Source organism: Marinobacter shunpengi, assembly GCF_045449715.1.
In the GTDB taxonomy this organism is placed as follows: domain Bacteria; phylum Pseudomonadota; class Gammaproteobacteria; order Pseudomonadales; family Oleiphilaceae; genus Marinobacter.
In genome coordinates this window covers 94,519-116,166 of sequence record NZ_JBJJLA010000011.1, presented here as the reverse complement: position 1 = coordinate 116,166, position 21,648 = coordinate 94,519, and the positions used below count along the sequence as shown (strand labels likewise).

At 62.2% G+C, this 21,648-nt stretch carries 23 protein-coding genes; 9 read left to right on the top strand and 14 right to left on the bottom strand.

Features of this window, described 5'->3' with window-relative positions; all coding sequences use genetic code 11:
• Positions 1–8 precede the first annotated feature (8 nt).
• Positions 9–1,067 (top strand): histidinol-phosphate transaminase, encoded by a 1,059-nt coding sequence (hisC, locus tag ACJO3T_RS06080; protein ID WP_406978069.1) that lies wholly within the window; start codon positions 9–11, stop codon positions 1,065–1,067.
• A gap of 52 nt (positions 1,068–1,119) precedes the next feature.
• The gene (locus ACJO3T_RS06075) at positions 1,120–1,863 is read left to right on the top strand and encodes a Nif3-like dinuclear metal center hexameric protein (RefSeq protein ID WP_406961777.1); all 744 of its coding nucleotides are present in this window, start codon (positions 1,120–1,122) and stop codon (positions 1,861–1,863) included.
• 42 nt (positions 1,864–1,905) lie between these two features.
• Here the strand turns inward: ACJO3T_RS06075 and ACJO3T_RS06070 are convergent, their stop codons facing one another.
• Positions 1,906–2,352, bottom strand: a complete 447-nt coding sequence (locus ACJO3T_RS06070; protein WP_406961779.1) for a Z-ring associated ZapG family protein — start codon at positions 2,350–2,352, stop codon at positions 1,906–1,908.
• Positions 2,353–2,665: 313 nt separating this feature from the next.
• Between ACJO3T_RS06070 and zapE the strand changes: the two genes are divergently transcribed.
• Positions 2,666–3,763, top strand: a complete 1,098-nt coding sequence (gene zapE / locus ACJO3T_RS06065) for a cell division protein ZapE (protein WP_406978068.1) — start codon at positions 2,666–2,668, stop codon at positions 3,761–3,763.
• Between the two features lie 93 nt (positions 3,764–3,856).
• On the opposite strand, the gene ACJO3T_RS06060 is transcribed toward zapE, so the two are convergent.
• The 8 genes from ACJO3T_RS06060 to ACJO3T_RS06025 form a co-directional block, all read right to left on the bottom strand.
• Complete coding sequence (locus ACJO3T_RS06060; protein WP_406978067.1) at positions 3,857–4,795, bottom strand: glucosaminidase domain-containing protein; 939 nt, start codon at positions 4,793–4,795, stop codon at positions 3,857–3,859.
• Between the two features lie 72 nt (positions 4,796–4,867).
• Positions 4,868–5,434: a YfaZ family outer membrane protein gene (locus ACJO3T_RS06055; protein WP_406961785.1), complete on the bottom strand. Its 567-nt coding sequence runs from the start codon at positions 5,432–5,434 to the stop codon at positions 4,868–4,870.
• A 147-nt stretch (positions 5,435–5,581) separates the two neighbouring features.
• The gene (yacG, locus tag ACJO3T_RS06050; RefSeq protein ID WP_406961787.1) at positions 5,582–5,785 is read right to left on the bottom strand and encodes a DNA gyrase inhibitor YacG; all 204 of its coding nucleotides are present in this window, start codon (positions 5,783–5,785) and stop codon (positions 5,582–5,584) included.
• Positions 5,785–8,166 (bottom strand): response regulator, encoded by a 2,382-nt coding sequence (locus ACJO3T_RS06045; RefSeq protein ID WP_406961789.1) that lies wholly within the window; start codon positions 8,164–8,166, stop codon positions 5,785–5,787. Before ACJO3T_RS06045 ends, yacG begins: the two co-directional genes overlap by 1 nt.
• 31 nt (positions 8,167–8,197) lie before the next feature.
• Positions 8,198–8,941, bottom strand: a complete 744-nt coding sequence (gene tsaA / locus ACJO3T_RS06040) for a tRNA (N6-threonylcarbamoyladenosine(37)-N6)-methyltransferase TrmO (protein WP_406961791.1) — start codon at positions 8,939–8,941, stop codon at positions 8,198–8,200.
• Positions 8,942–8,949: 8 nt separating this feature from the next.
• On the bottom strand, positions 8,950–10,020 hold the full coding sequence (locus tag ACJO3T_RS06035) for a hypothetical protein (RefSeq protein ID WP_406978066.1): 1,071 nt from the start codon (positions 10,018–10,020) through the stop codon (positions 8,950–8,952).
• A 7-nt stretch (positions 10,021–10,027) separates the two neighbouring features.
• Positions 10,028–10,639: a dephospho-CoA kinase gene (gene coaE, locus ACJO3T_RS06030; protein ID WP_406978065.1), complete on the bottom strand. Its 612-nt coding sequence runs from the start codon at positions 10,637–10,639 to the stop codon at positions 10,028–10,030.
• A 147-nt stretch (positions 10,640–10,786) separates the two neighbouring features.
• Complete coding sequence (locus ACJO3T_RS06025) at positions 10,787–11,935, bottom strand: isocitrate/isopropylmalate dehydrogenase family protein (RefSeq protein ID WP_406961797.1); 1,149 nt, start codon at positions 11,933–11,935, stop codon at positions 10,787–10,789.
• Between the two features lie 209 nt (positions 11,936–12,144).
• On the opposite strand from ACJO3T_RS06025, the gene ACJO3T_RS06020 reads away from it, so the two are divergent.
• Positions 12,145–12,915, top strand: a complete 771-nt coding sequence (locus tag ACJO3T_RS06020) for an EAL domain-containing protein (protein WP_406961799.1) — start codon at positions 12,145–12,147, stop codon at positions 12,913–12,915.
• A gap of 15 nt (positions 12,916–12,930) precedes the next feature.
• Positions 12,931–13,287: a hypothetical protein gene (locus ACJO3T_RS06015; RefSeq protein ID WP_406961801.1), complete on the top strand. Its 357-nt coding sequence runs from the start codon at positions 12,931–12,933 to the stop codon at positions 13,285–13,287.
• 10 nt (positions 13,288–13,297) lie between these two features.
• Here ACJO3T_RS06015 and ACJO3T_RS06010 read toward each other — a convergent pair whose 3' ends face one another.
• Positions 13,298–14,215 (bottom strand): LysR family transcriptional regulator, encoded by a 918-nt coding sequence (locus ACJO3T_RS06010; protein ID WP_406961803.1) that lies wholly within the window; start codon positions 14,213–14,215, stop codon positions 13,298–13,300.
• A gap of 134 nt (positions 14,216–14,349) precedes the next feature.
• On the opposite strand from ACJO3T_RS06010, the gene ACJO3T_RS06005 reads away from it, so the two are divergent.
• Positions 14,350–15,039: a histidine phosphatase family protein gene (locus tag ACJO3T_RS06005; protein WP_406961805.1), complete on the top strand. Its 690-nt coding sequence runs from the start codon at positions 14,350–14,352 to the stop codon at positions 15,037–15,039.
• A gap of 31 nt (positions 15,040–15,070) precedes the next feature.
• A complete protein-coding gene (locus ACJO3T_RS06000; protein WP_406961807.1) occupies positions 15,071–15,844 on the top strand; it encodes an SDR family oxidoreductase in 774 nt (257 codons plus the stop codon).
• 71 nt (positions 15,845–15,915) lie between these two features.
• On the opposite strand, the gene dacB is transcribed toward ACJO3T_RS06000, so the two are convergent.
• The gene (dacB, locus tag ACJO3T_RS05995) at positions 15,916–17,442 is read right to left on the bottom strand and encodes a D-alanyl-D-alanine carboxypeptidase/D-alanyl-D-alanine endopeptidase (RefSeq protein ID WP_406978064.1); all 1,527 of its coding nucleotides are present in this window, start codon (positions 17,440–17,442) and stop codon (positions 15,916–15,918) included.
• A gap of 345 nt (positions 17,443–17,787) precedes the next feature.
• On the opposite strand from dacB, the gene ACJO3T_RS05990 reads away from it, so the two are divergent.
• Positions 17,788–18,201 (top strand): GFA family protein, encoded by a 414-nt coding sequence (locus ACJO3T_RS05990; RefSeq protein ID WP_406961811.1) that lies wholly within the window; start codon positions 17,788–17,790, stop codon positions 18,199–18,201.
• Here the strand turns inward: ACJO3T_RS05990 and ACJO3T_RS05985 are convergent, their stop codons facing one another.
• Positions 18,202–19,320, bottom strand: a complete 1,119-nt coding sequence (locus ACJO3T_RS05985; protein WP_406961813.1) for a PQQ-dependent sugar dehydrogenase — start codon at positions 19,318–19,320, stop codon at positions 18,202–18,204.
• Positions 19,321–19,854: 534 nt separating this feature from the next.
• Between ACJO3T_RS05985 and ACJO3T_RS05980 the strand changes: the two genes are divergently transcribed.
• Positions 19,855–20,070 carry a dodecin gene (locus tag ACJO3T_RS05980; RefSeq protein ID WP_406961815.1) on the top strand — a complete coding sequence of 72 codons (216 nt, stop codon included), beginning with the start codon at positions 19,855–19,857 and terminating at the stop codon, positions 20,068–20,070.
• A gap of 17 nt (positions 20,071–20,087) precedes the next feature.
• Here ACJO3T_RS05980 and ACJO3T_RS05975 read toward each other — a convergent pair whose 3' ends face one another.
• Together ACJO3T_RS05975 and ACJO3T_RS05970 are read right to left on the bottom strand one after the other, a co-directional pair.
• Positions 20,088–20,540, bottom strand: a complete 453-nt coding sequence (locus tag ACJO3T_RS05975; protein WP_406961817.1) for a YaiI/YqxD family protein — start codon at positions 20,538–20,540, stop codon at positions 20,088–20,090.
• A gap of 177 nt (positions 20,541–20,717) precedes the next feature.
• On the bottom strand, positions 20,718–21,530 hold the full coding sequence (locus tag ACJO3T_RS05970) for a hypothetical protein (RefSeq protein WP_406978063.1): 813 nt from the start codon (positions 21,528–21,530) through the stop codon (positions 20,718–20,720).
• Positions 21,531–21,648: the final 118 nt, after the last annotated feature.

Genomic DNA, 21,648 nt, shown 5'->3' with positions numbered 1-21,648 from the left:
GAGCCGTCATGAGCAAGTTCTGGAGTCCCCTGGTACGTGAGCTCAAGCCCTACGTGCCGGGGGAGCAGCCGAAGATGCAGCGGCTGGTGAAGCTGAATACCAACGAGAACCCCTACGGCCCCTCGCCCAAGGTGCTTGAGGTGATCCGTCAGCAGGCGGACGACAGCCTGCGCCTGTACCCGGACCCGGAGAGTGAGCGGCTTCGTGGGGTGATTGGCGATTACTATGACGTATCGCCGGAGCAGGTCTTCGTGGGCAACGGCTCGGACGAGGTGCTGGCCCATATCTTCCAGGGGCTGCTCAAGCAGGACAGGCCTATCCTGTTTCCGGACATCACCTACAGTTTCTATCCGGTTTACTGCGGGCTCTATGGTGTGGAAAGTCGCCTGGTGCCCCTGAACGGGGACTTCGGGATCAACCCGGAGGACTACCGGGTGCCCAACGGTGGCGTGATCTTCCCGAACCCGAATGCGCCCACGGGCCGGTTCCTGCCACTGGATGATGTGGAACAGATCGTTGCCGGTAACCCGGACAGTGTCGTGGTGGTGGATGAGGCATACGTGGATTTCGGCGGTGAGAGTGCTATCGCCCTGGTGGACCGGTACCCGAACCTGCTGGTCACGCAGACCCTGTCCAAGGCCCGTTCACTGGCCGGGCTGCGGGTTGGCTTTGCGGTGGGGCATCGGGACCTGGTGGAGGCCCTGAACCGGGTCAAGAACAGCTTCAATTCCTACCCCCTGGACCGGCTGGCGCAGGCGGGTGCGGTGGCCGCCTTTGAAGACGAGGCCTGGTTCAACCATACCCGCAAGCAGGTGATCGCGGAGCGGGAGCGGGTGACAGAGGCCCTGACTGAGATGGGCTTCGAGGTGCTGCCGTCCGCCGCCAACTTCATCTTCTGTCAGCATGGATCGGTGTCAGGCGATACCCTGGCCGCCCAACTGCGTGAGCGCGGTATTATCGTGCGATACTTCGACAAACCCAGGATCGACAACTTCCTGCGTATCACCATTGGTACCGACGGACAGAACGACGAATTACTGTGGGCACTCGGCGAACTGACCGGCTGAGAACGGCCGGGTTTTCCGGGCCTGCCTGTCCGCTGACCGATAGGAGTCACTCATGGCAACACGCAACGACATCCTCCAGACCCTTAACCAGTGGCTGACCCCCGAAAACTTCCAGGACTACTGCCCTAACGGCCTGCAGGTGGAAGGTCGCGACGAGGTCTCGAAGATCGTCAGCGGCGTGACCGCCTCCCAGGCCTTTATTGATGCGGCGGTAGAAGCCGGCGCCGATATGATCCTGGTGCACCACGGCTATTTCTGGAAGGGCGAGCCCCAGCCGGTCACCGGCATGAAGAAAGCCCGCATCAAGACCCTGCTGACCCATGACATCAGTCTGGTGGCCTACCACCTGCCGCTGGATGATCATCCGGAGTACGGCAACAACCGCCAGCTGGCGGAGACGCTGGATATCCGCAACCCGCGACCACTGGGTGGATTGCTGTGGGAAGGGGAACTGGCGGAGCCCATGACCCCGGAGGCCTTTGCCGGTTTCCTGCAGGAGCGGCTCAGCCGCCAGCCCCTGCACGTGGGCGCCGGGCCCGAGCAGATCCGGCGGGTGGCCTGGTGTACCGGTGCCGCCCAGGGATTCCTGCCCTCGGCGGTGGAGGCGGGCGTGGATGCCTACATCAGTGGTGAGGCGTCGGAGCCCACCACCCATACCGCCCGGGAATGCGGCATCCATTACTTCGGGGCTGGTCACCATGCCACCGAACGCTACGGTGTGCAGGCACTGGGCAAGGCCCTGGCGGAGACGTTCGGGGTCTCACACCAGTTCATTGACTGCGATAACCCGGTGTAACGGCGACGCCAGGCCGGTTGGCCTGGCAGACGCGGTCTCAAGTCAGGCCTTGGCCTTTTCCTCGTCGGTCAGGCCGTAACCCTCGTCCAGGGTGCCTTTCTCGTCGGGATCCTTCTTGGGCGCATAGTCCCTGGGGGGTTCCGCCACGTCGCCATCGCCGCTCTTGGCTCCGGTCAGACGGGCGCGCTGCTTCTCCTGTTCAAGCTCGTCCAGCCACTCGTCGTCGTTGGCCAGGCGGTTGGCGCCGCGGGCCATGTGGTGATTGACATCGCGGAAGGCATCGTTGAAGCGCCGCAGCAGGTGCGCCGATTCCATGAAGTGTTCGTTTACCTGTGCCTGGTAACGGGTGTACTCGTTGCGCAGTTCTTCCATCTGCTGTTCGGTACGGCGCTGTCGCAGGGTCGTGCCCTGGCTGGAGCGGCCAATCAGAAGGCCAATGATCAGTCCTACGGCTAATGCGGCAACAGCTGCCAGAATCAGGTTGGTCATAGGGTTATCGTCCTGTCGGAAGTCCTTTTTAGCGTCAAGGGCGGTGTTGTCCGGAGGAGCGGGTCGGTCGCACCACCGGTTACCCCGCTATGCCTCCAGCCCGCCCCGGCCGGGAACATTATGATTTCAGTATACCCGTTTAGGGCGGGCCCTGCCCATGGTCTCATACCCCTACGAAGGTTTTGTTGATTTATTGCAACTTTGATCTGTCGGGTGTTTACCGGCGTTGCCCGCAAGATGGCGATTTTTATGAAAATCAGCGACAATAGCGACCCTTTCGATTACCACTGCTCCCGACAGGAGAAGGCTCTGAATGACACCCTGGGAACGATACCAGCAAGACCTGGAACGCCCTGATTTCAAGGCGGATGCGGCTCAGGAAGACGCTGTGCGCCGACTGCATGCGTTGTACGAGAAACTGGTTGAAGCGGAGAACGAGCGCAACCGGCCGCTGAAGAAACTGTCGCTGAAGGTACGGAAAGGTCGTGAGGAACCGGTCAAGGGGCTCTACTTCTGGGGTGGCGTTGGTCGTGGCAAGACCTATCTCATGGACACCTTCTATGAATCACTGCCCTTCGACCGCAAGATGCGGGTGCACTTCCACCGATTCATGCAGCGGGTGCACAATGAACTCAAGGCCCTGAAGGGCGAGAAGAATCCCCTGGAAAAGGTCGCGGCCCACTTTGCCGAGGAGGCCCGGGTCATCTGCTTTGATGAGTTCTTCGTGTCCGATATCGGCGATGCCATGATCCTGGCGACACTGATGGACGGGCTGTTCAGCCGTGGCGTGTCGCTGGTGTGCACGTCCAATATCGAGCCGGACGGGCTGTACAAGGACGGTCTGCAGCGGGCGCGGTTCCTGCCTGCCATCGACCTGGTCAAGAAGTACACGGATGTGGTGAATGTGGACGGGGGAGTGGACTATCGCCTGCGGACTCTGGAACAGGCCGAACTCTATCATTCGCCCCTGGACGAACAGGCGGATATCAGCCTGCAGAAGAGTTTCGATGGCCTGGCGGTGGAAGCTGGCAGCCATTCCCTGAACCTGGAAGTCAACGGTCGCAAGCTGCAGGCCCGGGCCCATTCCGACGATGTGGTGTGGTTCGAGTTCCGGGAGCTTTGCGATGGCCCCCGCAGCCAGAATGACTACATCGAACTGGCCCGGGAATTCCAGACCATTATCGTGTCCAACGTACCGGTGCTGGGGGGCGACAAGGATGACCAGGCCCGCCGGTTCATCAATATGATCGATGAATTCTACGATCGTAACGTCAAGGTTATCCTTTCCGCGGAGGCCCCGATTACCGAGCTGTATGCCGGTGGCCGGCTCGGTTTCGAGTTCGAGCGCACCGAGTCGCGGTTACTGGAGATGCAATCCCGGGACTACCTGGGCGCGCCCCACAAGGCCTGAGAGCCTTGATAGCCGCGTTGCGCCGGCTCGATTTGGACTCGCCAAACCTTCGCCACCGCGCCTTGCTCTCAAGGCGCTCAGTGACTCAACAGGTTAGTCGACAGAAGCGGTGTTGGTGTCCTCGGCCGGCTCGTAACCCGGCTGCAACCGCTCCTCCGGAGCCGTGGCCAGGTCCATGAGCCCTTCGATATTGTCACGGCTGACAATGGTGTCCCGGTATTGCTGGTCATACCACACCAGGTTGTTGTAGCGGATCATGCTCCGTAACTCCTGGATGTACTCGTGACCCCGTTCCGAATAGTCCCCCAGGCCGGCGGCCAGTTCGCTGCCGGTGGGGTAGCCACCGCTCTGATGAGCCTTTTCCCGCAGTACCCGAAGCTCATGGTAGGCCGGATGCCGGTTCAGGTTCTGCACGTAGGCCCGTACCGAGTGATAGGCGGAGCGGAAACGGGCGACTTCGTAGTTGGCGCCCTCGGGCCGGCTCAGGGGGACCAGGCCGCAGCCCGGCGAGAAGCACCACTGGCCGAACAGGTTGTTGCCCTGGCGAGCGAACCGGGAGGTACCCCAGGCGGACTCGTTGGCGGCCTGGGCGAGTACCAGGGAGGGCGGTATGGTGTCCAGACGGCGCAGCAGCCGCCGGAACATCTCATCGCTGCCGGTCTCCTGATCCACCCGCAGGCGTTCGGCCTGCTTCGCCAGCCACTCGATATCGTTCTCGCTGAGGGTTTCCTTTACCTGCAGGTCCAGCAGGTGCTGGCGTTGCAGCAGTATCCGGCTGTTCACCAGCAGGGTGCGGCTGTACAGGTAGGAGAAGAAGGCGGCCTTCTTTTCCGTCACATCCTGATAGAGATGGAAGTCAGGCAGGGGATCGAGGATCCACCGGGGCAGTTCCGGCAGGGTGGCCAGTTCCACGTCCTCTTCCGCGTCATCCGTGCGGGGTTCCGGCGGCGGAGGTGGGGTGTGCAGGACGCCCCACAGCGCCGCCAGGGTAAACGGGATGATCAGAAGGAGACTTCTTGAACCGGCAGACATTCGAATCCTCGCAGTGACTGTGACATCGGGAGTGTAACAGTCACTACGAGGAAAGGTCTGTTCAGGTTTGTATCAGAAGAAGATCTTCATGCCGGCCATGACACCTTCATCCAGGTTGATGTCGGCGCTGCTGTCGTCCAGATCGGTGTTCACATAACGGTAGCCCGCGTACACGTCGGCATTGCGGATGACCCGGTAGCTGACCCTGGCTTCGATGTCGGTGACAGCGTCGGAGTCCCCGAACGACAGGATGCTGGGGGCGTAGTGGGCGCTGCCACCGACCGACAGGCCCGGAACGTTGGGAATGTTGACCGTGGCATAGCCGCCGATGCCAACGCCGCCGCCATCCAGGTCGTCATCGTCCCACAGCAGGCCCCGGAAGCCGATGCCGGCAGTGGTCGGCAGGTTGCCCAGGGCGGTCTGGCCCTGGGCGTGGAACTCGCCATTGATCAGGTGACGGCTACCTTCGTGGTAGGTGTAGCCGGCGCCGGCCTGGATGTCGGACCGGGCATCAAAGAAGTTGACCTGGCCCTTGACGGACTCGTTGGTCAGGCTGAAATCCGCGTCGGCGGCCAGGGCCGGTGCTGCCGCGATTGACAGGGCAGCGGGCAGGGCAATGGCAGAAGTCCTAAACAGCATGGTGGGGTACCTCTGGAGTTGGTTGATTCGTTCCGATCAGATGTTGTTGTGAACGTGGTGGCATATTACCGGTGGGGCGTACCACGCTCAACTTAAAGTCCGTTCAGCCGCCGTTAACGACGGTACGGACGCGGTTGATGGTCGGTTTCAGTGGGAGTGATCGGCGTCCTGCTGTTGCAGGGACTCCATCAGGTCATCCTCCGACACCGGCTCCTGGGAGGGAATGCGGTAATCCTCGCTGGCCCAGGCGCCCAGGTCGATCAGGCGGCAGCGGTCGGAGCAGAAGGGGCGGTGGGGGTTGCTGTCGGTCCATTCCACCGGGGTCTTGCAGGTCGGGCAATCTACAAACATCAGGATTCTCTTGCGGCCTCGGGTTGGGTCTCTGAACAGTATTGTTCCAGAACCGCCCGCAACATGTCGATATTGACTGGCTTGGCCACAAACACATCCATCCCCGCCTCGCGGCTGCGCTCCTCGTCCTGTTCCATGGCGCTGGCGGTCAGGGCGACCACGGGGGTGTGCGGCAGGCTGTGCTCCTGCTCTTCCTGGCGGAGCTGGCAGGTGGCCTCGTAGCCATCCAGTTCCGGCATCACGCAATCCATGAAGATCAGGTCGAAGTGCCCGGCGCGCCACTGCTCAAGCGCCTGTTGGCCATCGACGGCGGTGCTGACCCGGCAGCCCAGCTTTTCCAGCAGGCGCTGGGTCAGGGCCCGGTTCACCGGGTTGTCCTCGGCCAACAGGACGTCCATGGGGCCGCAGGGCAGGGGCATCGGTGTCGGCAGCGGCGCCATCGGGGCCTGCAGAGAGAAGCGGGTCAGGAACCGGCGTTCGCCCCGGTCGGCATCCTCGAACAGCTGGTTCAGCATGGGCGCCAGGCGGGATTCGCGCAGAGCCTTGCTGAGAAAGGCATCGGCACCGGATTCCCGGAAATGCTCGCCATCGCCCCGCTGCGGGTTGGCGGACAGCACGAAGATGCGGGTACTCTGCCACCCCGGGTTTTCGCGGATCTTGCGGCACAGCAGGTCGCTCTCCATATCCGGCACGAACCCGTCCAGGATCACGGCATCAAAGGGTGTGCCGGTTTCGTCGGCGGTGGCCAGGGCTGCGAGGGTCTCGGCGCCGGAACGTACAGCCTCGATGTCCACTTCCAGCCGCGACAGCATCTCCAGGGTAATCTTGCGGGACAGAGCGTAGGAGTCGGTCACTAGGATGCGCCGACCCCGTACCTTGCCAAGGTTGGCCCGGGTTTTCGGGGCCCGGTTGCTGGCTTCCGGCAGGCTGATCTCCAGCCAGAAGGTGGAGCCTTCGCCGGGGGTGCTCTCCACGTCCAGGTGGCCGTCCATCAGCTGTACCAGTTGCCGGCAGATGGTCAGGCCCAGGCCGGCCCCCGGCAGTTGCCGGCGGGACCGGGCGTTGAACTGGACATAGGGCTCGAAGATCAGCGGCAGGTTATCGGCGTCGATGCCGATACCGGTGTCCTCCACCGACAGCCGGAGCTGGGCATTGCCACCCTTACGCCCAAGCAGTTCGGCGCTGACCAGGACATGGCCGGAGTCGGTGTAGCGGATGGCATTGGAGGTGAGGTTCAGCAACACCTGGCGGACCCGGATCGGGTCGCCCACCAGGTGTTCGGGCAGGTTCTCGTCCACCCGCAGCTCCAGGGCCAGGCCCTTGTCCCTGGCCCGGGGGCCGAGCATGCTCACCATATCGTTGAGGGTTTCCCGCAGATCGAACTCGATGGCGTCCAGCTCCAGCTTGCCCGCCTCAATGCTGGAGATGTCCAACAGGTCGTTAATGATGGCAGACAGGCCTTCCGCCGCATGCATGAGGGTGTCCACATAGTCCTGCTGTTCCTGGTCCAGCCGGGTGTCCTGGAGCAGGCTGGCGTAACCCAGCACGGATTGCAGCGGGATCCGCAGTTCATGGCTCAGGTTGGCCAGGAACAGGTTCTTGGCGTGGTTGGCGCGAATGGCTTCATCCCGTTCGTCCATGGACTGGCGGCTGGTCTGCCGCAGGTCCCGGGTTTCCTCCAGCAGACGTTCCCGCATCTGGTTGAGGGCGTGCTCCATCTCGCTCAGTTCGTCGGGCCGGGACGGTGGCGTACGGTTCAGGCGCAGGGGTTCGATCAGGGCGTTGAGGTTGAGGCGGGTGGTGTAGTTGGCCATGGCCTCCAGGTGGCGGGACAGCATGATACGCACAATCAGCAGCAGCCCCAGGGTACCCAGCATGACGATAATCGACTGGAACAACAGCAGTACAATGGCTCGTTCCCTGACCGCCGCCTGCACCTGGTCCGCCGAGGAGGTCAGGATGAGCCGGCCGACATTGGGGCTGTTCACCAGCTCCGAGCGGGTCATCCTCAGCGGATGTTGATGGCTGATCACGTCCCCTTCCGGGTAGTCGCCGATGCTGAATTCACGGCCGTCGGCGGTGACAATCCGGGCGTGCTGGATAACCTCGAAGGACAGCAGGTCGCCCAGCATGTGTTCCACTTCACGGAAGTTCATCAGCCAGAGTTGCTGGCTGAGATTGCCCTCGATGATTTCAGCGGTTTTCTGTTGCAGGTTGCGTATTTCGGCGAGCCGGCGGTTGGTCTCACCGGCCAGTTGCAGCCCGGTGGCCACTACCGCTACCAGCATGCTGAAAAGCAGCACGTAGAGCAGCAGGCGCGCGGCCAGCGGTCGAACGCTGAGGTTGCGGGTAAAGGCAGCAATCACTCGTGATGCAGACAAGGCACATGATTCCCTGTGATACAGAATTCCGTCAGGCAGTGTAACAGACTGTCAATATAACAACACCGACCATGTCAAACCTGAAACGGACATTCAGGTCATAAAGATGCGCGCCGTAGATACGGTCTTCGTCCTGACGGCCTCGCCGGAACGAGGGTCTGGGATCGTAACTGGTGACATCTTCAATTAATCCTTTCAGGTCAGGGTAGCGCTCCTCCCCAAGCGCGGCAAGCTGGGCTTGTGCTTCTGTCGAAAAGCGCACGGGAAGGCGGTCCGGCGCTTCCTCGCCAGCCCAGCCGACCCGGGCATCGGGCACCGAGTCGGCGAACGGCAGGTAGGGCTTGATGTCCAGTATCGGGGTGCCATCGATCAGGTCATGGTCGCGGATGCGAAGGATCAGGTCACCTTCCCGCCGGGCCAGGCCCTCGTTGCGTACCACCGACAGCCCCAGGCTGTTGGGACGAAAGGGCGAGCGGCTGGCGAACACGCCCACCTTGCGGTTGCCCCCCAGCCGTGGCGGGCGCACCACGGGGCGCCAGTCGGCCCTGACCGCTTCATGAAACTGGAAGGTCAGCCACAGGTGGCTGCAGCTCTCCAGGCCCCGGAAGGCATCCTCCCGGTTGAAAGGGGGCTGGATAACCAGTTCGGCCCAGGCATGGCGGGTCAGGCCAGGTTGCCGGGGTACCGCGAACTTGTCCCGGAAGCAGGAACGGGTATAGGCCACCGGGGTCAGTGTCAGGGCGTCTTCGGCGGGTATGGACGGGTGGCGCGGCACAAGGGCTCCTAATCGCGTAGCACGTTGCCGGAGAAGAACATCTCAACACGCAGCAGCAGCGAGGTATCGTCCTTGAAGTCATTCTCCCGTTCGAACTCGATGGACGGTATGACTTCAGCGTACAGCCAGTCATGGTAGAGGCGGTAGCGCCAGGTGACATCGGCGAAGATGCTCTCATGCCGCCAGTTGGGCTCGCTGTCACCCAGCACCCCGAAACGGGGGTTCAGTTCCGAGCGGTTGTTCAGGTGCTTGTGGAAATCGAAGATCTGCGCCACCTCGAAATTGCGGTCATCGTGGTGCCAAACCGCTTCGGAGCTTGCCAGGAAGGTCCAGCCGTCGCCGATGTCCTTGCCGAAACCAAGCCAGGTGGAAGCCCCCCAGCCATCCTGGTGGAAATAGTACACCCGCTGGCGTGCGGACAGTTTCCAGTCAGCCAGGTCCCAGCGGCCACGGGCGGTGGCACGCCAGAAGGCGTCCGGGGGAAATCGCAGGCGCGCGCCCACGTCGTTGCTCAGGTTGATGGCGTCGGTAATGTCGGTCAGGTAGCTCAGGGCGCCAGTGGGGTCGGTGTCGGTGCGCTCATCGGAGGTCAGTTGCCGGTTCCGTCGACGTTCATCGAGGGGGACCAGGTCATCACTCTCGCTCTCCACCACCACCCGCAGTTTTTCTTCCGCAGTGGGCAGGTCCAGCTTGAAGCGGGCCTCGGGGTCAAAGTCGAAGAGTTCGCCGGTGCGTGATTCCGTGGCCAGCCCAAGGCGGAGATAGCTGGCATTGTTGGGCACGGCGCGGGGGTTACCGGACAGCGTGCGGTCCGCCCAGGCGCCCAGTGCCTGCACCCGCCGCGACTGGGTGTGTTCCTGGCGGATCACCCAGTTGGAGAAGTGTATCCAGTAGGAATCCTCCGGCTCCAGCCAGTACTCGTCCGGGGTGAAGGTGAAGAACTCCGGTGGCAGGCGGTCCGGTGACAGTTCATCGGACGGGCGGATTTCCGCCCGGGTGATGCCGGCGGCCAGGGTTGCCGCCAGGAACACACCAAGTACGGGCCAGGGCCGGACGCCGGTCGTGAGATCAGGTACCACTAGTTGCTCAGCCCCGGGTCATGTCCGTTAGTTGTTGATGCAGCGATGCCACCTGCGACCGGACCTGTTCCAGGGGCTGGTCGTTGTGGATGACATAGTCGGCACGTCCGAGCCGGTGCTGGCGGGGCATCTGGGCGGCGATAATTCGCTCCACCTGGTCCCGGTCGTTGCTGTCGCGGCTCATGGTCCGTTCGATCTGGGTTTCCTCGGGGACATCCACCACAATGGCCTTGTCGACCAGCGTGTGCTGGTCGGTTTCCAGCAGCAGTGGTGACACCAGCAGAACGTAGGGCTGGTCGTAATCGGTGGGCTGGAGCTGTCGCGCCAGTTCGTCACGGATGGTGGGGTGCAGCAGCCCCTCCAGCCATTCCCGCTCGTTGGCATCCTGGAAGATGATGGTGCGCAGGGCGGCCCGGTCGAGGGTACCGTCCGCCTGCAGGATCTGATCCCCGAAGTGTGCGGCGATTTCTGTCAGGGCGGGGGTGCCGGGCTCGACCACTTCCCGGGCAACGATGTCCGCGTCCACCCAGTGTACGCCCAGATCGCCAAACATGGTTGCCACAGTGGATTTCCCGCTACCAATACCACCGGTCAGTCCGATTACTGCAGGGTTGCCCATTCACACCTCTTTTTCTTGTGGTTGACGACGCTGCCGGAATCGATTGTCCGCACAGGCGCCGCCGTGGAATCCTGGCGGATTTTGCCATGGACCCGGTACCACTTGCACCTTTCCTGTTCCGTTATCGCAAACGGGCCAAGGCGTTATTCAGAGTCTCCCTCGCACGGAATCGCCGATTTCTCGGGTGTCACGACGGGTTCCGCCGTTTTCCGCCAGGTCGGCGGCAACGGCATCAAAAAGCTCAAGCCCGGCGGTGCCCAGCAGCGGTTCCCGGCGGCCCAGCCACTCCAGCATGCGGGCGGTGGTGAACAACATCGCGGTGGGATCGGCAATGCCCTGGCCGGCGATGTCCGGGGCGCTGCCGTGGGTGGGTTCGAACATGGAGGGCAGATCCGGGTTGTCCGGGTTCAGGTTGCAGGACGGGGCCACGCCCATACCGCCGGAGAGCACGGCGGCCAGGTCGGTCAGGATATCCCCCTGAAGGTTGCTGGCCACCACCACGTCGAACGCCCAGGGAGACTGCACGAATTTCATACAGGCGGCGTCGATCAGCTCGTGGTGAGTGGCCACATCCGGGTAATCGGCGGCCACTTCCTCAAAAACCTCGGTGTACATATCACCCCAGTAACGCAGGGCATTGCGCTTGGTCACTACGCACACCTGGCTCTCGCACCGTTGACCGGAACGGGTGGGAAATTCCCGCTTCTGGCCATCCCGGCGACGGGCATCGGCCCGCAGGCGGGCCTGTTCGAAACCGTAGCGGATGATGCGTTCGGTGCCACGGCGGGTGAACACCTCCATCTGGGTGGCCACCTCATGCTCGGTACCCTGGCGCAGGCGACCGCCCTGGCCCACGTACTCGCCCTCGCTGTTCTCCCGGATCACCAGCATGTCGATGTCCCGGGCGCGGTCGTCCGCCAGGTACTGCCGGGCGCCGGGCAGCAGGCGGGCGGGCCGTTCGCAGACCCACTGGTCGAAGCCCTTGCGCATATCCAGCAGCGGTGCCAGGGACACGCTGTCCGGCAGCAGGTAGCGGTCCGGGTCGTCCATGGGGCCCGGATCTCCCAGGGCGCCCAGCAGGATGGCGTGGTAATCCCGGAGCTGTTCCAGCGCGTCCCCGGGCATGACTTCACCGTACTGCTCGTGCCAGGCGTGGGAAGGCCAGGGAAAGCGGGTCCACTCGACGGGAAGCTGGTGCTTTTCCCGTAGTGTCTCCAGGCAATGAACCGCCTCGGTTACCACTTCCGGACCAATCCCGTCACCGGGCATGACAGCGATACGCAGGGGCTGGGGCATGGGGCCGCTCCTTGAGAGGGAATTTACAGAGTTTTGCAACAGGACCCCCGAGTAATGCGTATTCTTGGTACAGAATCCGGGCGTCCGGGTTGATAGACAGTGTAGACACCCGGGCGGTTTTCGTCAGTATTTCAGGACGTTTACCCCTGGCGGGACGCTGTCTATAGTGAGTGAGGTAAACCTTGGTTCATCAGATCAGAGGAGTAGGCGTGGAACGACCCGAAGTACTGTTTGACGAGTCCCACTGTGATCAGTGTGCCTGTGGTGAGGGTCTGGACTTCCAGTTCTCGTTCGCCTACCAGCCGATTGTCGATGTTTCGGATAACAGTGTGTTTGCCTACGAGGCCCTGGTCCGGGGGCCGGAGGGCGAAAGCGCGTGGAGTGTCCTGTCGAAGGTGAACGAGCGGAACCGCTACGCGTTTGACCAGATCTGCCGGGTCAAGGCCGTCAAGCTGGCGTCCCGGCTGGGTATGGAGGCCATGCTCAGCATCAACTTCATGCCCAATGCGGTCTACCAGGCGGAATACTGTATTCGCACGACACTGGCGGCAGCGAAAACCTACAATTTCGATACCCGCAGGATCATCTTTGAACTGACGGAGAGCGAGGATCTGTCTTCAATTGATCATCTGGTTTCGATTATAAAAGCCTATCAGGACATGGGGTTCAGTACAGCCATTGACGACTTCGGCGCGGGTTTTTCCCGTTACAATATCATGACGGCCAGCCCGCCGGACCTGCTCAAACTGGATATGGGCCTGATCCGCAATATCGACCACGAGCCAAACAAGCAGGCGGTGGTCAACGGTATTATTACCATGATGGCGGAACTGGGTGGCCGTATCGTGGCCGAAGGCGTGGAAACCGTTGAGGAATATGCCTGGTTGCGGGGCCGTGGTATCCGGTTGTTCCAGGGCTACCTGTTCGCCCGGCCCGGGTTCGAATTGTTGCCCAGGCCGCATTTTCCCGATCTCGGATAATCTGGAGAGAATCCCTTGTTCTATCGTCTGGTGACCCTGGCTGGCGGCGTACTGTTTGTCGGCGTGCTCTATGGACTGATCTGGCTGTTCTGCCGCTGGTTCCTGCGTGGTCACCAGGTGACCGACCAGCTCAACGACCGTGCCACTGTACTGGCGACCTGGACCTTCACCGGGGTTTGCCTGGGGATCGTTTTCGCCGTGTTCGGTGCCTTCGTGCTCGGGCCCTGGGCTTTCTATCGCACGGCGCGGGCCCACGATGTGGCGGTATCGGACGGCGCCGCTGTCTGGTGGGGGCTGGGCGTGGTGACGCTGGCCATGGCCCTGACGGCGGCCGGGTTCGCCGGTTTCCTGTGGCTGGTCGGGGTCTTCTGAGCCAGGACTGTTAGCGGATCAGCTTTTGCTGTTCAGCCACCACGGCGTGGAACTGTTCCCGCAGCCAGATCAGCGCCGGTTCCTTTTCGTAGGCCCGGTGCCAGTACAGGTGCGCGTCCACGTCCGGTAGTCCTTCCGGCGGGTTGAGGATCCGGGTATCCGAGCGGGTGGCGATCTGCCGGGCGTAGGCTTCCGGCATGGTCAGCAGCAGGTCGGAGGTTTCCACCACCTGGCAGGCGGCATAGAAGTGCTGACAACGCAGGCGGATCTGTCGTTGCAGGCCGAGCCGTGACAGCTCGAAATCCTCCACACCCGGCCCCTCGCTGCGGGACGATACCAGGATGTGCCGGGCCGAGAGGTAGTTCTCCATGGTCAGTGGTTCCGCGGCCAGGGGGTGGTCTTTCCTGACCAGCACCACCAGGCGGTCCTTGCGCAGTCGTTCATGGGCGGTCTGGTCACTGACCGGTAGCAGCACATCCACCGCGAAATCCACCTTGCCGGCGGCCAGCAGGCTTTCCATGTCCCGCCGGGCGATGCGCTGGCTGTTGATCTCGATCTCCGGGTAGTCGTCCAGCTTGCGCACCAGTTGTGGCAGGAAGGTGGACTCCAGCACATCCCGCAGGGCCAGGGCGAAGGTCTTGCGGTGGCTGGCCGGGTCGAAGGCGTGGAACTGGTTGACGGCGCTGTGGATCTGGTTAAGCCCGGGGCGCATGGATTCCACGAACCGGCGGGCCAGGGGGGTTGGCACCATCCGATTGCCCTGGCGTGAAAACAGAGGATCGCCGAAATGCTCCCGCAGGCGCGCCAGGGAATGACTGACCGCCGGCTGGGTCAGGTGGAGCGCCCGCGCGGCCCGGGTCAGGCTGCCTTCCCGATAGATGGTATCGAACACGTGAAGAAGGTTAAGATCTAGCCGGTTTGAGGCCATGGATTGCTCCCGGGATTGTTGCGGCGATAAGTTCGGATTATGGTCAGGGATAAGAATAATTCAGTCGTGTAATAGTATACAGGCCTATAGACTGCCCCGTTGCGAAAAAAATGGGTGTATCGGAGGACCGAGTAGTGGCAACCATTTACCTGATCCGTCATGGCCAGGCCAGCTTCGGCAATGACAACTATGACCAGCTTTCACCCACGGGCTGGGAGCAGGCCCGCGTTCTGGGGCGCTGGCTGGCCGGCAGGGTGCACCCGGATGTGGTGATTGGCGGTGACATGCAGCGCCACCGGGAGACTGTGGAGGCCATCGCCAGCGGCTACCGGAGCCCCTTTCCGGACATGCAGGTTGCCACCGGCTTCAACGAATTTGACCACACCGCCGTGGTGCACCGTTTCAGGCCGGAGTGGGCGGACCGCGAACGGATGCAGGCGGACCTGCAGGCGGCGGACAAGCCCGCGAAGTTCTTCCAGCAAACCTTCGTCCAGGCGGTGGACCGCTGGACCAGTGGCGAGTACGACAACGAATATCCGGAAACCTGGCCCCAGTTCAAGGCGCGGGTGCAACAGGCCCTGGATGACCTGGTCGACTGGGCCAGCGGTGGCGATGTGTTTGTGTCCACCTCGGGCGGTCCCATCGCGGTGATTATGCAGAGCCTGCTGGGGATCAGTGACCGCAAGGCCCTGGGCCTCAACGAAGTCATTGCCAACACCAGTGTCACCCGGGTGCTGTACTCCGGGCGCCGTCGCAGTCTGGCGGTCTTCAACAATTACAGCCACCTGGAGGCGGAAGGGCCGGAGATGGTCACCTTCCGCTGAGGCGGAATCCGACACGATTAAGGAGAGAAACATGAGCAAGAAGAATCTGTTTGACCTGCAGGGCAAGGTGGCCCTGGTCACCGGTGCCAGCCGGGGGATTGGCGAGAGTGTGGCACGCCTGCTGGCGGACAACGGTGCCCACGTTATCGTCAGTAGCCGCAAGATCGACGGTTGTGAGGCGGTCGCCAGCAGCATTCGCGAGAACGGTGGCAGCGCCGAGGCCGTGGCGTGCCATATCGGCGAGATGGCACAGATCGAGTCCATCTGGCAGCACATCCGCGACAACCACGGCAAGCTGGATATCCTGGTGAACAACGCTGCTACCAACCCCTACTTCGGCAAGATCGAGGACACCGACATCGGTGCCTTCCAGAAGACTGTTGACGTGAACATCCGGGGCTACTTCTTCATGTGTGCCGAGGCGGCCAAGCTGATGAAGGCAAACGGCTGCCAGGGCGCCATCGTCAACGTGGCCTCGGTAAACGGCGTCACACCGGGCATGATGCAGGGCATCTATTCCATCACCAAGTCCGCGGTGATTGCGATGACCCGTTCCTACGCCCGCGAGCTGGGCCCGGACAATATCCGTGTCAACGCGCTGCTGCCGGGGCTGACCGACACCAAGTTCGCCAGCGCCCTGACCAGCAATGACAGCATCCGCGACCGGGCCCTGGAGCATATTCCCATGCACCGTATGGCCGACCCGGACGAAATGGCCGGCACCGTGCTGTACCTGGTGTCCGATGCCTCCAGCTACACCACCGGCACCTGTGTCAACGTGGATGGCGGTTACCTGACGGTCTGATCAGGCAGGGTCGCCGTCATGAAAAAGCCCCGGCAGTACCGGGGCTTTTTTGTGCGTCAATGAAAACCGCGTTACTGGGTGCCGGCCTGGGACAGGGCGGTACCGGTGGGCGGGTTGGTGTGCAGGGTATACAGCACCTTGTCGAGGATGGACTGCCCCTTCCAGGCGGGTGAGTGGTTGATGATGCCCACCACCGCCCAGGTGGTGTTATTGTCATCCCGCGTGAAACCGGCCACGGAGCGCACATCCTGCAGGGAGCCGGTCTTGATGCGGCCCATGCCCTCCATGTCCAGGTCACGCAGGCGCCGGGCCATGGTGCCGTCCATGGCCGTCAGCGGCATGGAGGTCATCAGGTCGGCACTGTAGGGGCTGGACCAGGCATTGGTGAGAATGGCGGACAGTTGCCGTGCAGTCATGCGGGCATGGCGGGACAGGCCGCTACCATTGTCGATAACCATACCCTGGGTATCGATGCCCTTGCCTTCCAGCCAGTCGTAGATGGCGCGGATACCGGACACGCGGTCGTCGTTATCCGCCGGGTGACGGTTTTCGGCGCCTATGGTGATCAGCAACTGGCGGGCCATGACATTGCTGCTCCACTTGTTGATGTCACGGACCATGGTGACCAGGTCCGGAGACGTGGTGCTGGACACCAGCCGGCTGCCGGACGGGGTCACGCCCTGGCGCCAGCCACCGCTGATGGTGCCGCCCAGTTCCTGCCACATGGAGATAATAAGCTCGCCGCTGTACTGGTCCTGGGGCAATAGCGACAGGTAGGAGGTGGTACGACAGCCTTCCGGCAGTTCCCCTTCCACGGTCACGGTGACATTGCCCCGATTGTCGAAGACCGGTTCCCAGGTAAACCGGCGGCGGCTCGGGCAGGGGCCTTCCTCGATGGCGGTGATGCGGTTGTCGATGGTGATGGCGGGCAGGGCAGGCGTCGCCCAGGCCTGGGTGCCGCGCTCATCGGCGCGGACCTGGAAGTGCACCAGGTTCATGTTGAGCAGTACCGGTGACGGCTCCACCAGGAATGGCCGGTGGGGATTGTTGCCGTTGTCATGGAACTTGGGCAGGCCGTCCGGCAGCGCGAACACCCGGCCGTCCAGCACCACATCGCCCTCGATATTACGCACGCCCATGGCGCGTATTTCCCGCAGGACCACCCAGAGGCGTTCGATGGTCAGCTTGGGGTCACCGTCGAAATAGACATAGAGGTCGCCCTTGAGGGTGTCACCCTCGAAGTCGCCATCGGTGTAGAAACGGGTGGTCCAGCGATAGTTGGGCCCCAGGATTTCCAGGGCGGCATAGGTGGTGAGCAACTTCATGATGGAGCCGGGGCTCATGACGGTATCGGCATTGATAAACTGCTCGATACCCGGGCCATCAAGGGGAACGGCGGCGACGCTGAGACCATTGACGTCGTCCAGGGATTCCTGGGCCAGCCCCTGGACTTCATTGCTCCAGAGGCGGGGTTCGGTGGTGGTTCCTTCGGCCGCGGCGGTGACCGGCAGGGAAAGCAGGGCTGCCGCAGTCAGGCCCGCGCCCAGGGAGCGGTAAAGGCCGGTCAGGTCGACTGCGATGGATCGAAGTTGCCACATTCCACAAGCTTCCGTTCTGTTGGTTTCAGTGTCCCTTCGACAGGACACCAGGTGCTTCGCCAGCGTTTGTTGTCAGGCGCCCCGGGACGATGCCGGTCCACAGTCCGGCATTCTGCGCAGACTCTAGGTCAGACAGAAACAACAACTGGATTAACAATAGCTCATTTTCTGTTCCGCTACTATGTTCTGAGCCTATACATAACGTTAAAAAATGACAGCAGGGTGCCGGAATTACAGCAATTTTGTGACGAGAAGTTACAGAATGTGCTGCCCGCGTTAGCGCGGGTTGCTAGAATGCCGGCCAAACGTTCACTGATGTATTCGATAAATCAAGGGGTTGGGGAAATGCTGACAGGACACTGCCTGTGTGGTGAGGTGAAATTCGAGTATGACGGCCCCCTGGGGCCCGTGGCCCTGTGCCACTGCAGCCAGTGCCGCCGCGCCCACGGCAGTGCCTTTTCCGCCAGCGCCCCGGTGCAGAAGGTGCATTTCCGGTTTACCGGAGGAGAGGACCGGATTACCGAGTACGAGTCCCGGCCCGGCAAGTATCGGGCGTTCTGCCGCACCTGCGGCAGCCAGCTCTATAGCCGGGTGGACGCCATCCCCGGCATCCTGAGGTTGCGGGTGGGGGTGATCAACGAGCCCCTGGGCAGGGGCCCGGCCGCCCATGTCTTCACCGGTTCCAAGTCAGACTGGTTCACCATCACCGATGACGTGCCCCAGTACGAGAAGACGGAGCGGGCCAACGACCCCCACTGATTATTCCGCTGGCAGGATGCGCAAAACCTGGCCGTCGGATTCGTCGGTCAGCAGCCACAGGTGCCCATCCGGCCCCATGATGACCGAGCGGAGTCGCTTACCGAAATCCGTGAGCAGGTCCTCCTCCCCGGTGATTTCACGGCCATCCAGTTCCAGTCGCACCAGTTTTTCCATCTTCAGGGCCCCTACGAACAGATCACCCTGCCATCGGGGAAAGTCATCCCCGGTATAGAAGGCCATGCCGGACGGGGCAATGGATGGGTCCCAGTAGTGCAGGGGCTGGGCCATGCCTTCCTTGTGGGTCTGTTCGGTGATGGTGGTTCCGCTGTAGTTGATGCCGTAGGTGATCACAGGCCAGCCATAGTTGGTGCCCGCCTCGATCACGTTCACCTCGTCGCCACCGCGAGGGCCGTGTTCATGGCTCCACACCGCACCGGTATCCGGATGCAGGGTCATGCCCTGGATGTTCCGGTTGCCCAGGGTGAACAGGGTATTGGCGCCCTCCTGACCGTGGAAGGGGTTGCTGTCCGGGGCATCACCGTCGATGGTGATCCGGTGCACCGCCCCGGCATCGTCGTTGATGTCCTGGGCCCGGTCCCGTTCGCCCCGGTCACCCACGGCCACGTATAGGTAGCCGTCTTCCGGGATCACCATACGACCGGCAAAGTGCCGGCTGGCACCGGAGCGGGGCAGGGCCTCGAAGATAACACGCACGTCCTGCAGGGCCTGGTCACGGTATTCCGCCCGGGCAACCCGGGTGGTCAGGCCGTCGCTGTTGCGGTGGGCATAGCTCAGGAACAGCAGCCGGTTGTCCTCGAAATCCGGGTGCAACAGCACGTCCAGCAGGCCGCCCTGTCCGGTGGCTGCTACCTCAGGGACACCGGAGACCGGCTCGGCCAGCAATTGCCCGTTGCGGATCACCCGCAGGCGACCGGCCCGTTCCGTCACCAGCTTGTCGCCGCCGGGCAGGAAGGCAATGGACCAGGGGTTTTCCAGGCCAGAGGCAACGGTCTCCAGCCTGAAATCCGCCTGGTTTGAGGTGTAACGGTCCGCCGCCATGGTGGCCAGGGGAGTGGCTGCCAGGGTCAGGGCGGCGGTCAGTGTCAGCAGTCGTTGCATGGTCGTCTCCGCAGGTTGGTGGCGCTGTGTGAACGGCGCTGTGTGGAGGGAGAGCCTCAATGGTTTGATCATATCAACCACGCCGGGCCCGGCGTGGTGAGTAAGATTACTGTTTCTTCATCGGACGAATGCCCGTCCGGGGACCACCAAATTTACGAACGGGCTGATGACTGGATCATTATTGCAAATAAGAATCAATATCATTAATGTGTGAGGTAGGTTGTAATCACGCAATCCATTTCCGTGATTGCCTTGGCGATAGGGAGACAACCGTGTTCGAGCACGAACTGAAAGAGGGACTCAAGATTGCCGCTGCCGCCGGCCTGTTCATTCTGACCCTGGCGACCATCGTCGCTTTGGTGGGAACCGGAGTCTGACGCCAGCCGCGACAGCGAAAACCTGTGGGTTAAAAGCCACGTAATCGACCAGGTCCTTGAAGACCGGTACGACGGGCCTCAGGGATATCCTGTGCCATACTGGGGTTGTCACCCCGGTGACGCGCTTTTACGAGGAAACCGACAGGAGGCTTTTCCCATGTCTGATCATCACGTGTACAAGAAGACCGAGGTGGTAGGCTCCTCAAGGACCAGTATTGAAGACGCCATTGAGAATGCCCTGGCGGAATGCGCCAAGAGCATTCGCAACATGGAGTGGTTCGAAGTCACCGAAACCCGTGGCCATATCGAGAATGGCAAGGTGGGCCATTACCAGGTCAGTCTCGTGGTGGGTTTCCGTCTCGAGAACAGTTAGCCTTCCTGTTATCCCGGTCAGCGGTGGTGGTTCTTCTGCAGCCACCGGTCCAACTGGTCGGCAAATTCCTTGCGGTCCTGTTGGCTGAAGGCCGATGGGCCGCCGGTCACCTGCCCGGCGTTACGCATCTCTTCCATGAAATTCCTCATGGCCAGACGCTGGCGGATATTGTCGCGGGTGAAGGCCTGCCCCCGGGGGTTGAACACATCCGCCCCCTGCTCAATGGCCTCCGCCGCCAGGGGAATATCCTGGGTAATCACCAGGTCGCCGTTGCTGAGCTGGGCCATGATTTCATTGTCTGCCACATCAAAGCCGTGGGCCACCTGCCGGGACTTGATCCAGGGGCTGGGGGGGAGCTTGATGATGTGGTTGGCAATAAACGTGGTTTCGATCTGCCAACGGGTAGCCGCCCGGCAGAGAATTTCACGGATGGGCACGGGACAGGCGTCGGCATCGACCCAGATCGGCATGGTAATGGCCTCCGGAACAGGAATGGCGGGAGTGTAACCGGCTGCGGACGGTATTGGTAGCCGATCACCCTGTCCGGCCTGTGCCCACCGGGGATGCTCCCCAGGGTAACTGCGGCCCTGAAACACGAAAGCCCGACAGATGCCGGGCTTTCAACGATCAGAAGGCCGCCTCTGGAATTACAACGTCTGCAGGAACCCGTTGATGGTCTCACGCTGGTTCTTGGCGTCTTCCTTCGTCTGGAACACCACCTTCTGGCCATCGCGCCCCAGGTTCATGCTGTCGGCGAAGCCGCAGTCCACCTCGGAGACTTCCCGGACCCGTTCCTTGAAGCCGTCGTCGCTGAGGCAGAGGTATTCCATTTCCGCCGCCACCTGGCCGCAGTAGCCGGAGATGCTCAGGCTGTTCAGCTGTTCATTGCTGAGTGCCTCCCAGTCAACCCGGGTGGTTACCGGGCTGCCGCACACCTTGCTGGCGGACTCGTCGATGGCCTGCAGTGCACTCTGCTGGCGTTGCAGGGCCTTGCCCCGATCAAAGCGGGCCAGTTCGGCCTGTACGCCTTCGGTCATCTGCTGCTCGTACTGGGCCGTCAACTCATCAAGGCTGATCTGTGCGCTGCGTTTCTCGTCGGTCTTGACCGCGTAGGGTTCCTGATGGCCGGGTACGTAGACGGTGTAATCTGTGGGTGCCCAGTAGGAGTTGGTGTACACCACCAGCGAGCGCATCTTGCCGTCAACCTCGGCCCGGTAGGCGCGGCTGCTGTCCTCGCGCTCCTCGATATCGGCCAGCATGACCACCCCGTCCAGGGGGTGGTTAACACCGCTGAGTTTTACCAGTGCCTGGCTGTCGTCGGCGGTATGGGCCACAACGGCCTCCAGGTCGCTATCGCTGACCAGGGCCAACGGGCTATCCCCCAGCTCCAGGGCATGGGCCGACAGTGACAAAAGCGCAAGGGCTGCAGAAGCAACAAAAGTGGAAAGGGTCCGGGTCATGGGGTGAGTCCTTGTGTCCTGTTGAGCGGGGGATACCAGTGCGTCCGTCAGCGATTTATAAACAGACGTCTAGCTTCCTACCGCTGCCGATTTTGATGTCATTCCCTGTCATGCACAA

Excerpts from the sequence above, each read along its gene's own strand:
- coaE (WP_406978065.1), bottom strand. The coding sequence starts at position 10,639 with ATGGGCAACCCTGCAGTAATCGGACTGACCGGTGGTATTGGTAGCGGG.
- hisC (WP_406978069.1), top strand. The coding sequence starts at position 9 with ATGAGCAAGTTCTGGAGTCCCCTGGTACGTGAGCTCAAGCCCTACGTG.
- ACJO3T_RS06000 (WP_406961807.1), top strand. The coding sequence starts at position 15,071 with ATGAGCAAGAAGAATCTGTTTGACCTGCAGGGCAAGGTGGCCCTGGTC.
- dacB (WP_406978064.1), bottom strand. The coding sequence starts at position 17,442 with ATGTGGCAACTTCGATCCATCGCAGTCGACCTGACCGGCCTTTACCGC.
- ACJO3T_RS05985 (WP_406961813.1), bottom strand. The coding sequence starts at position 19,320 with ATGCAACGACTGCTGACACTGACCGCCGCCCTGACCCTGGCAGCCACT.
- ACJO3T_RS05990 (WP_406961811.1), top strand. The coding sequence starts at position 17,788 with ATGCTGACAGGACACTGCCTGTGTGGTGAGGTGAAATTCGAGTATGAC.
- ACJO3T_RS06060 (WP_406978067.1), bottom strand. The coding sequence starts at position 4,795 with ATGTCTGCCGGTTCAAGAAGTCTCCTTCTGATCATCCCGTTTACCCTG.
- ACJO3T_RS05970 (WP_406978063.1), bottom strand. The coding sequence starts at position 21,530 with ATGACCCGGACCCTTTCCACTTTTGTTGCTTCTGCAGCCCTTGCGCTT.
- yacG (WP_406961787.1), bottom strand. The coding sequence starts at position 5,785 with ATGTTTGTAGATTGCCCGACCTGCAAGACCCCGGTGGAATGGACCGAC.
- ACJO3T_RS06010 (WP_406961803.1), bottom strand. The coding sequence starts at position 14,215 with ATGGCCTCAAACCGGCTAGATCTTAACCTTCTTCACGTGTTCGATACC.
- zapE (WP_406978068.1), top strand. The coding sequence starts at position 2,666 with ATGACACCCTGGGAACGATACCAGCAAGACCTGGAACGCCCTGATTTC.
- ACJO3T_RS06055 (WP_406961785.1), bottom strand. The coding sequence starts at position 5,434 with ATGCTGTTTAGGACTTCTGCCATTGCCCTGCCCGCTGCCCTGTCAATC.
- ACJO3T_RS06025 (WP_406961797.1), bottom strand. The coding sequence starts at position 11,935 with ATGCCCCAGCCCCTGCGTATCGCTGTCATGCCCGGTGACGGGATTGGT.
- ACJO3T_RS05975 (WP_406961817.1), bottom strand. The coding sequence starts at position 20,540 with ATGCCGATCTGGGTCGATGCCGACGCCTGTCCCGTGCCCATCCGTGAA.
- ACJO3T_RS05980 (WP_406961815.1), top strand. The coding sequence starts at position 19,855 with ATGTCTGATCATCACGTGTACAAGAAGACCGAGGTGGTAGGCTCCTCA.
- ACJO3T_RS06070 (WP_406961779.1), bottom strand. The coding sequence starts at position 2,352 with ATGACCAACCTGATTCTGGCAGCTGTTGCCGCATTAGCCGTAGGACTG.
- ACJO3T_RS06075 (WP_406961777.1), top strand. The coding sequence starts at position 1,120 with ATGGCAACACGCAACGACATCCTCCAGACCCTTAACCAGTGGCTGACC.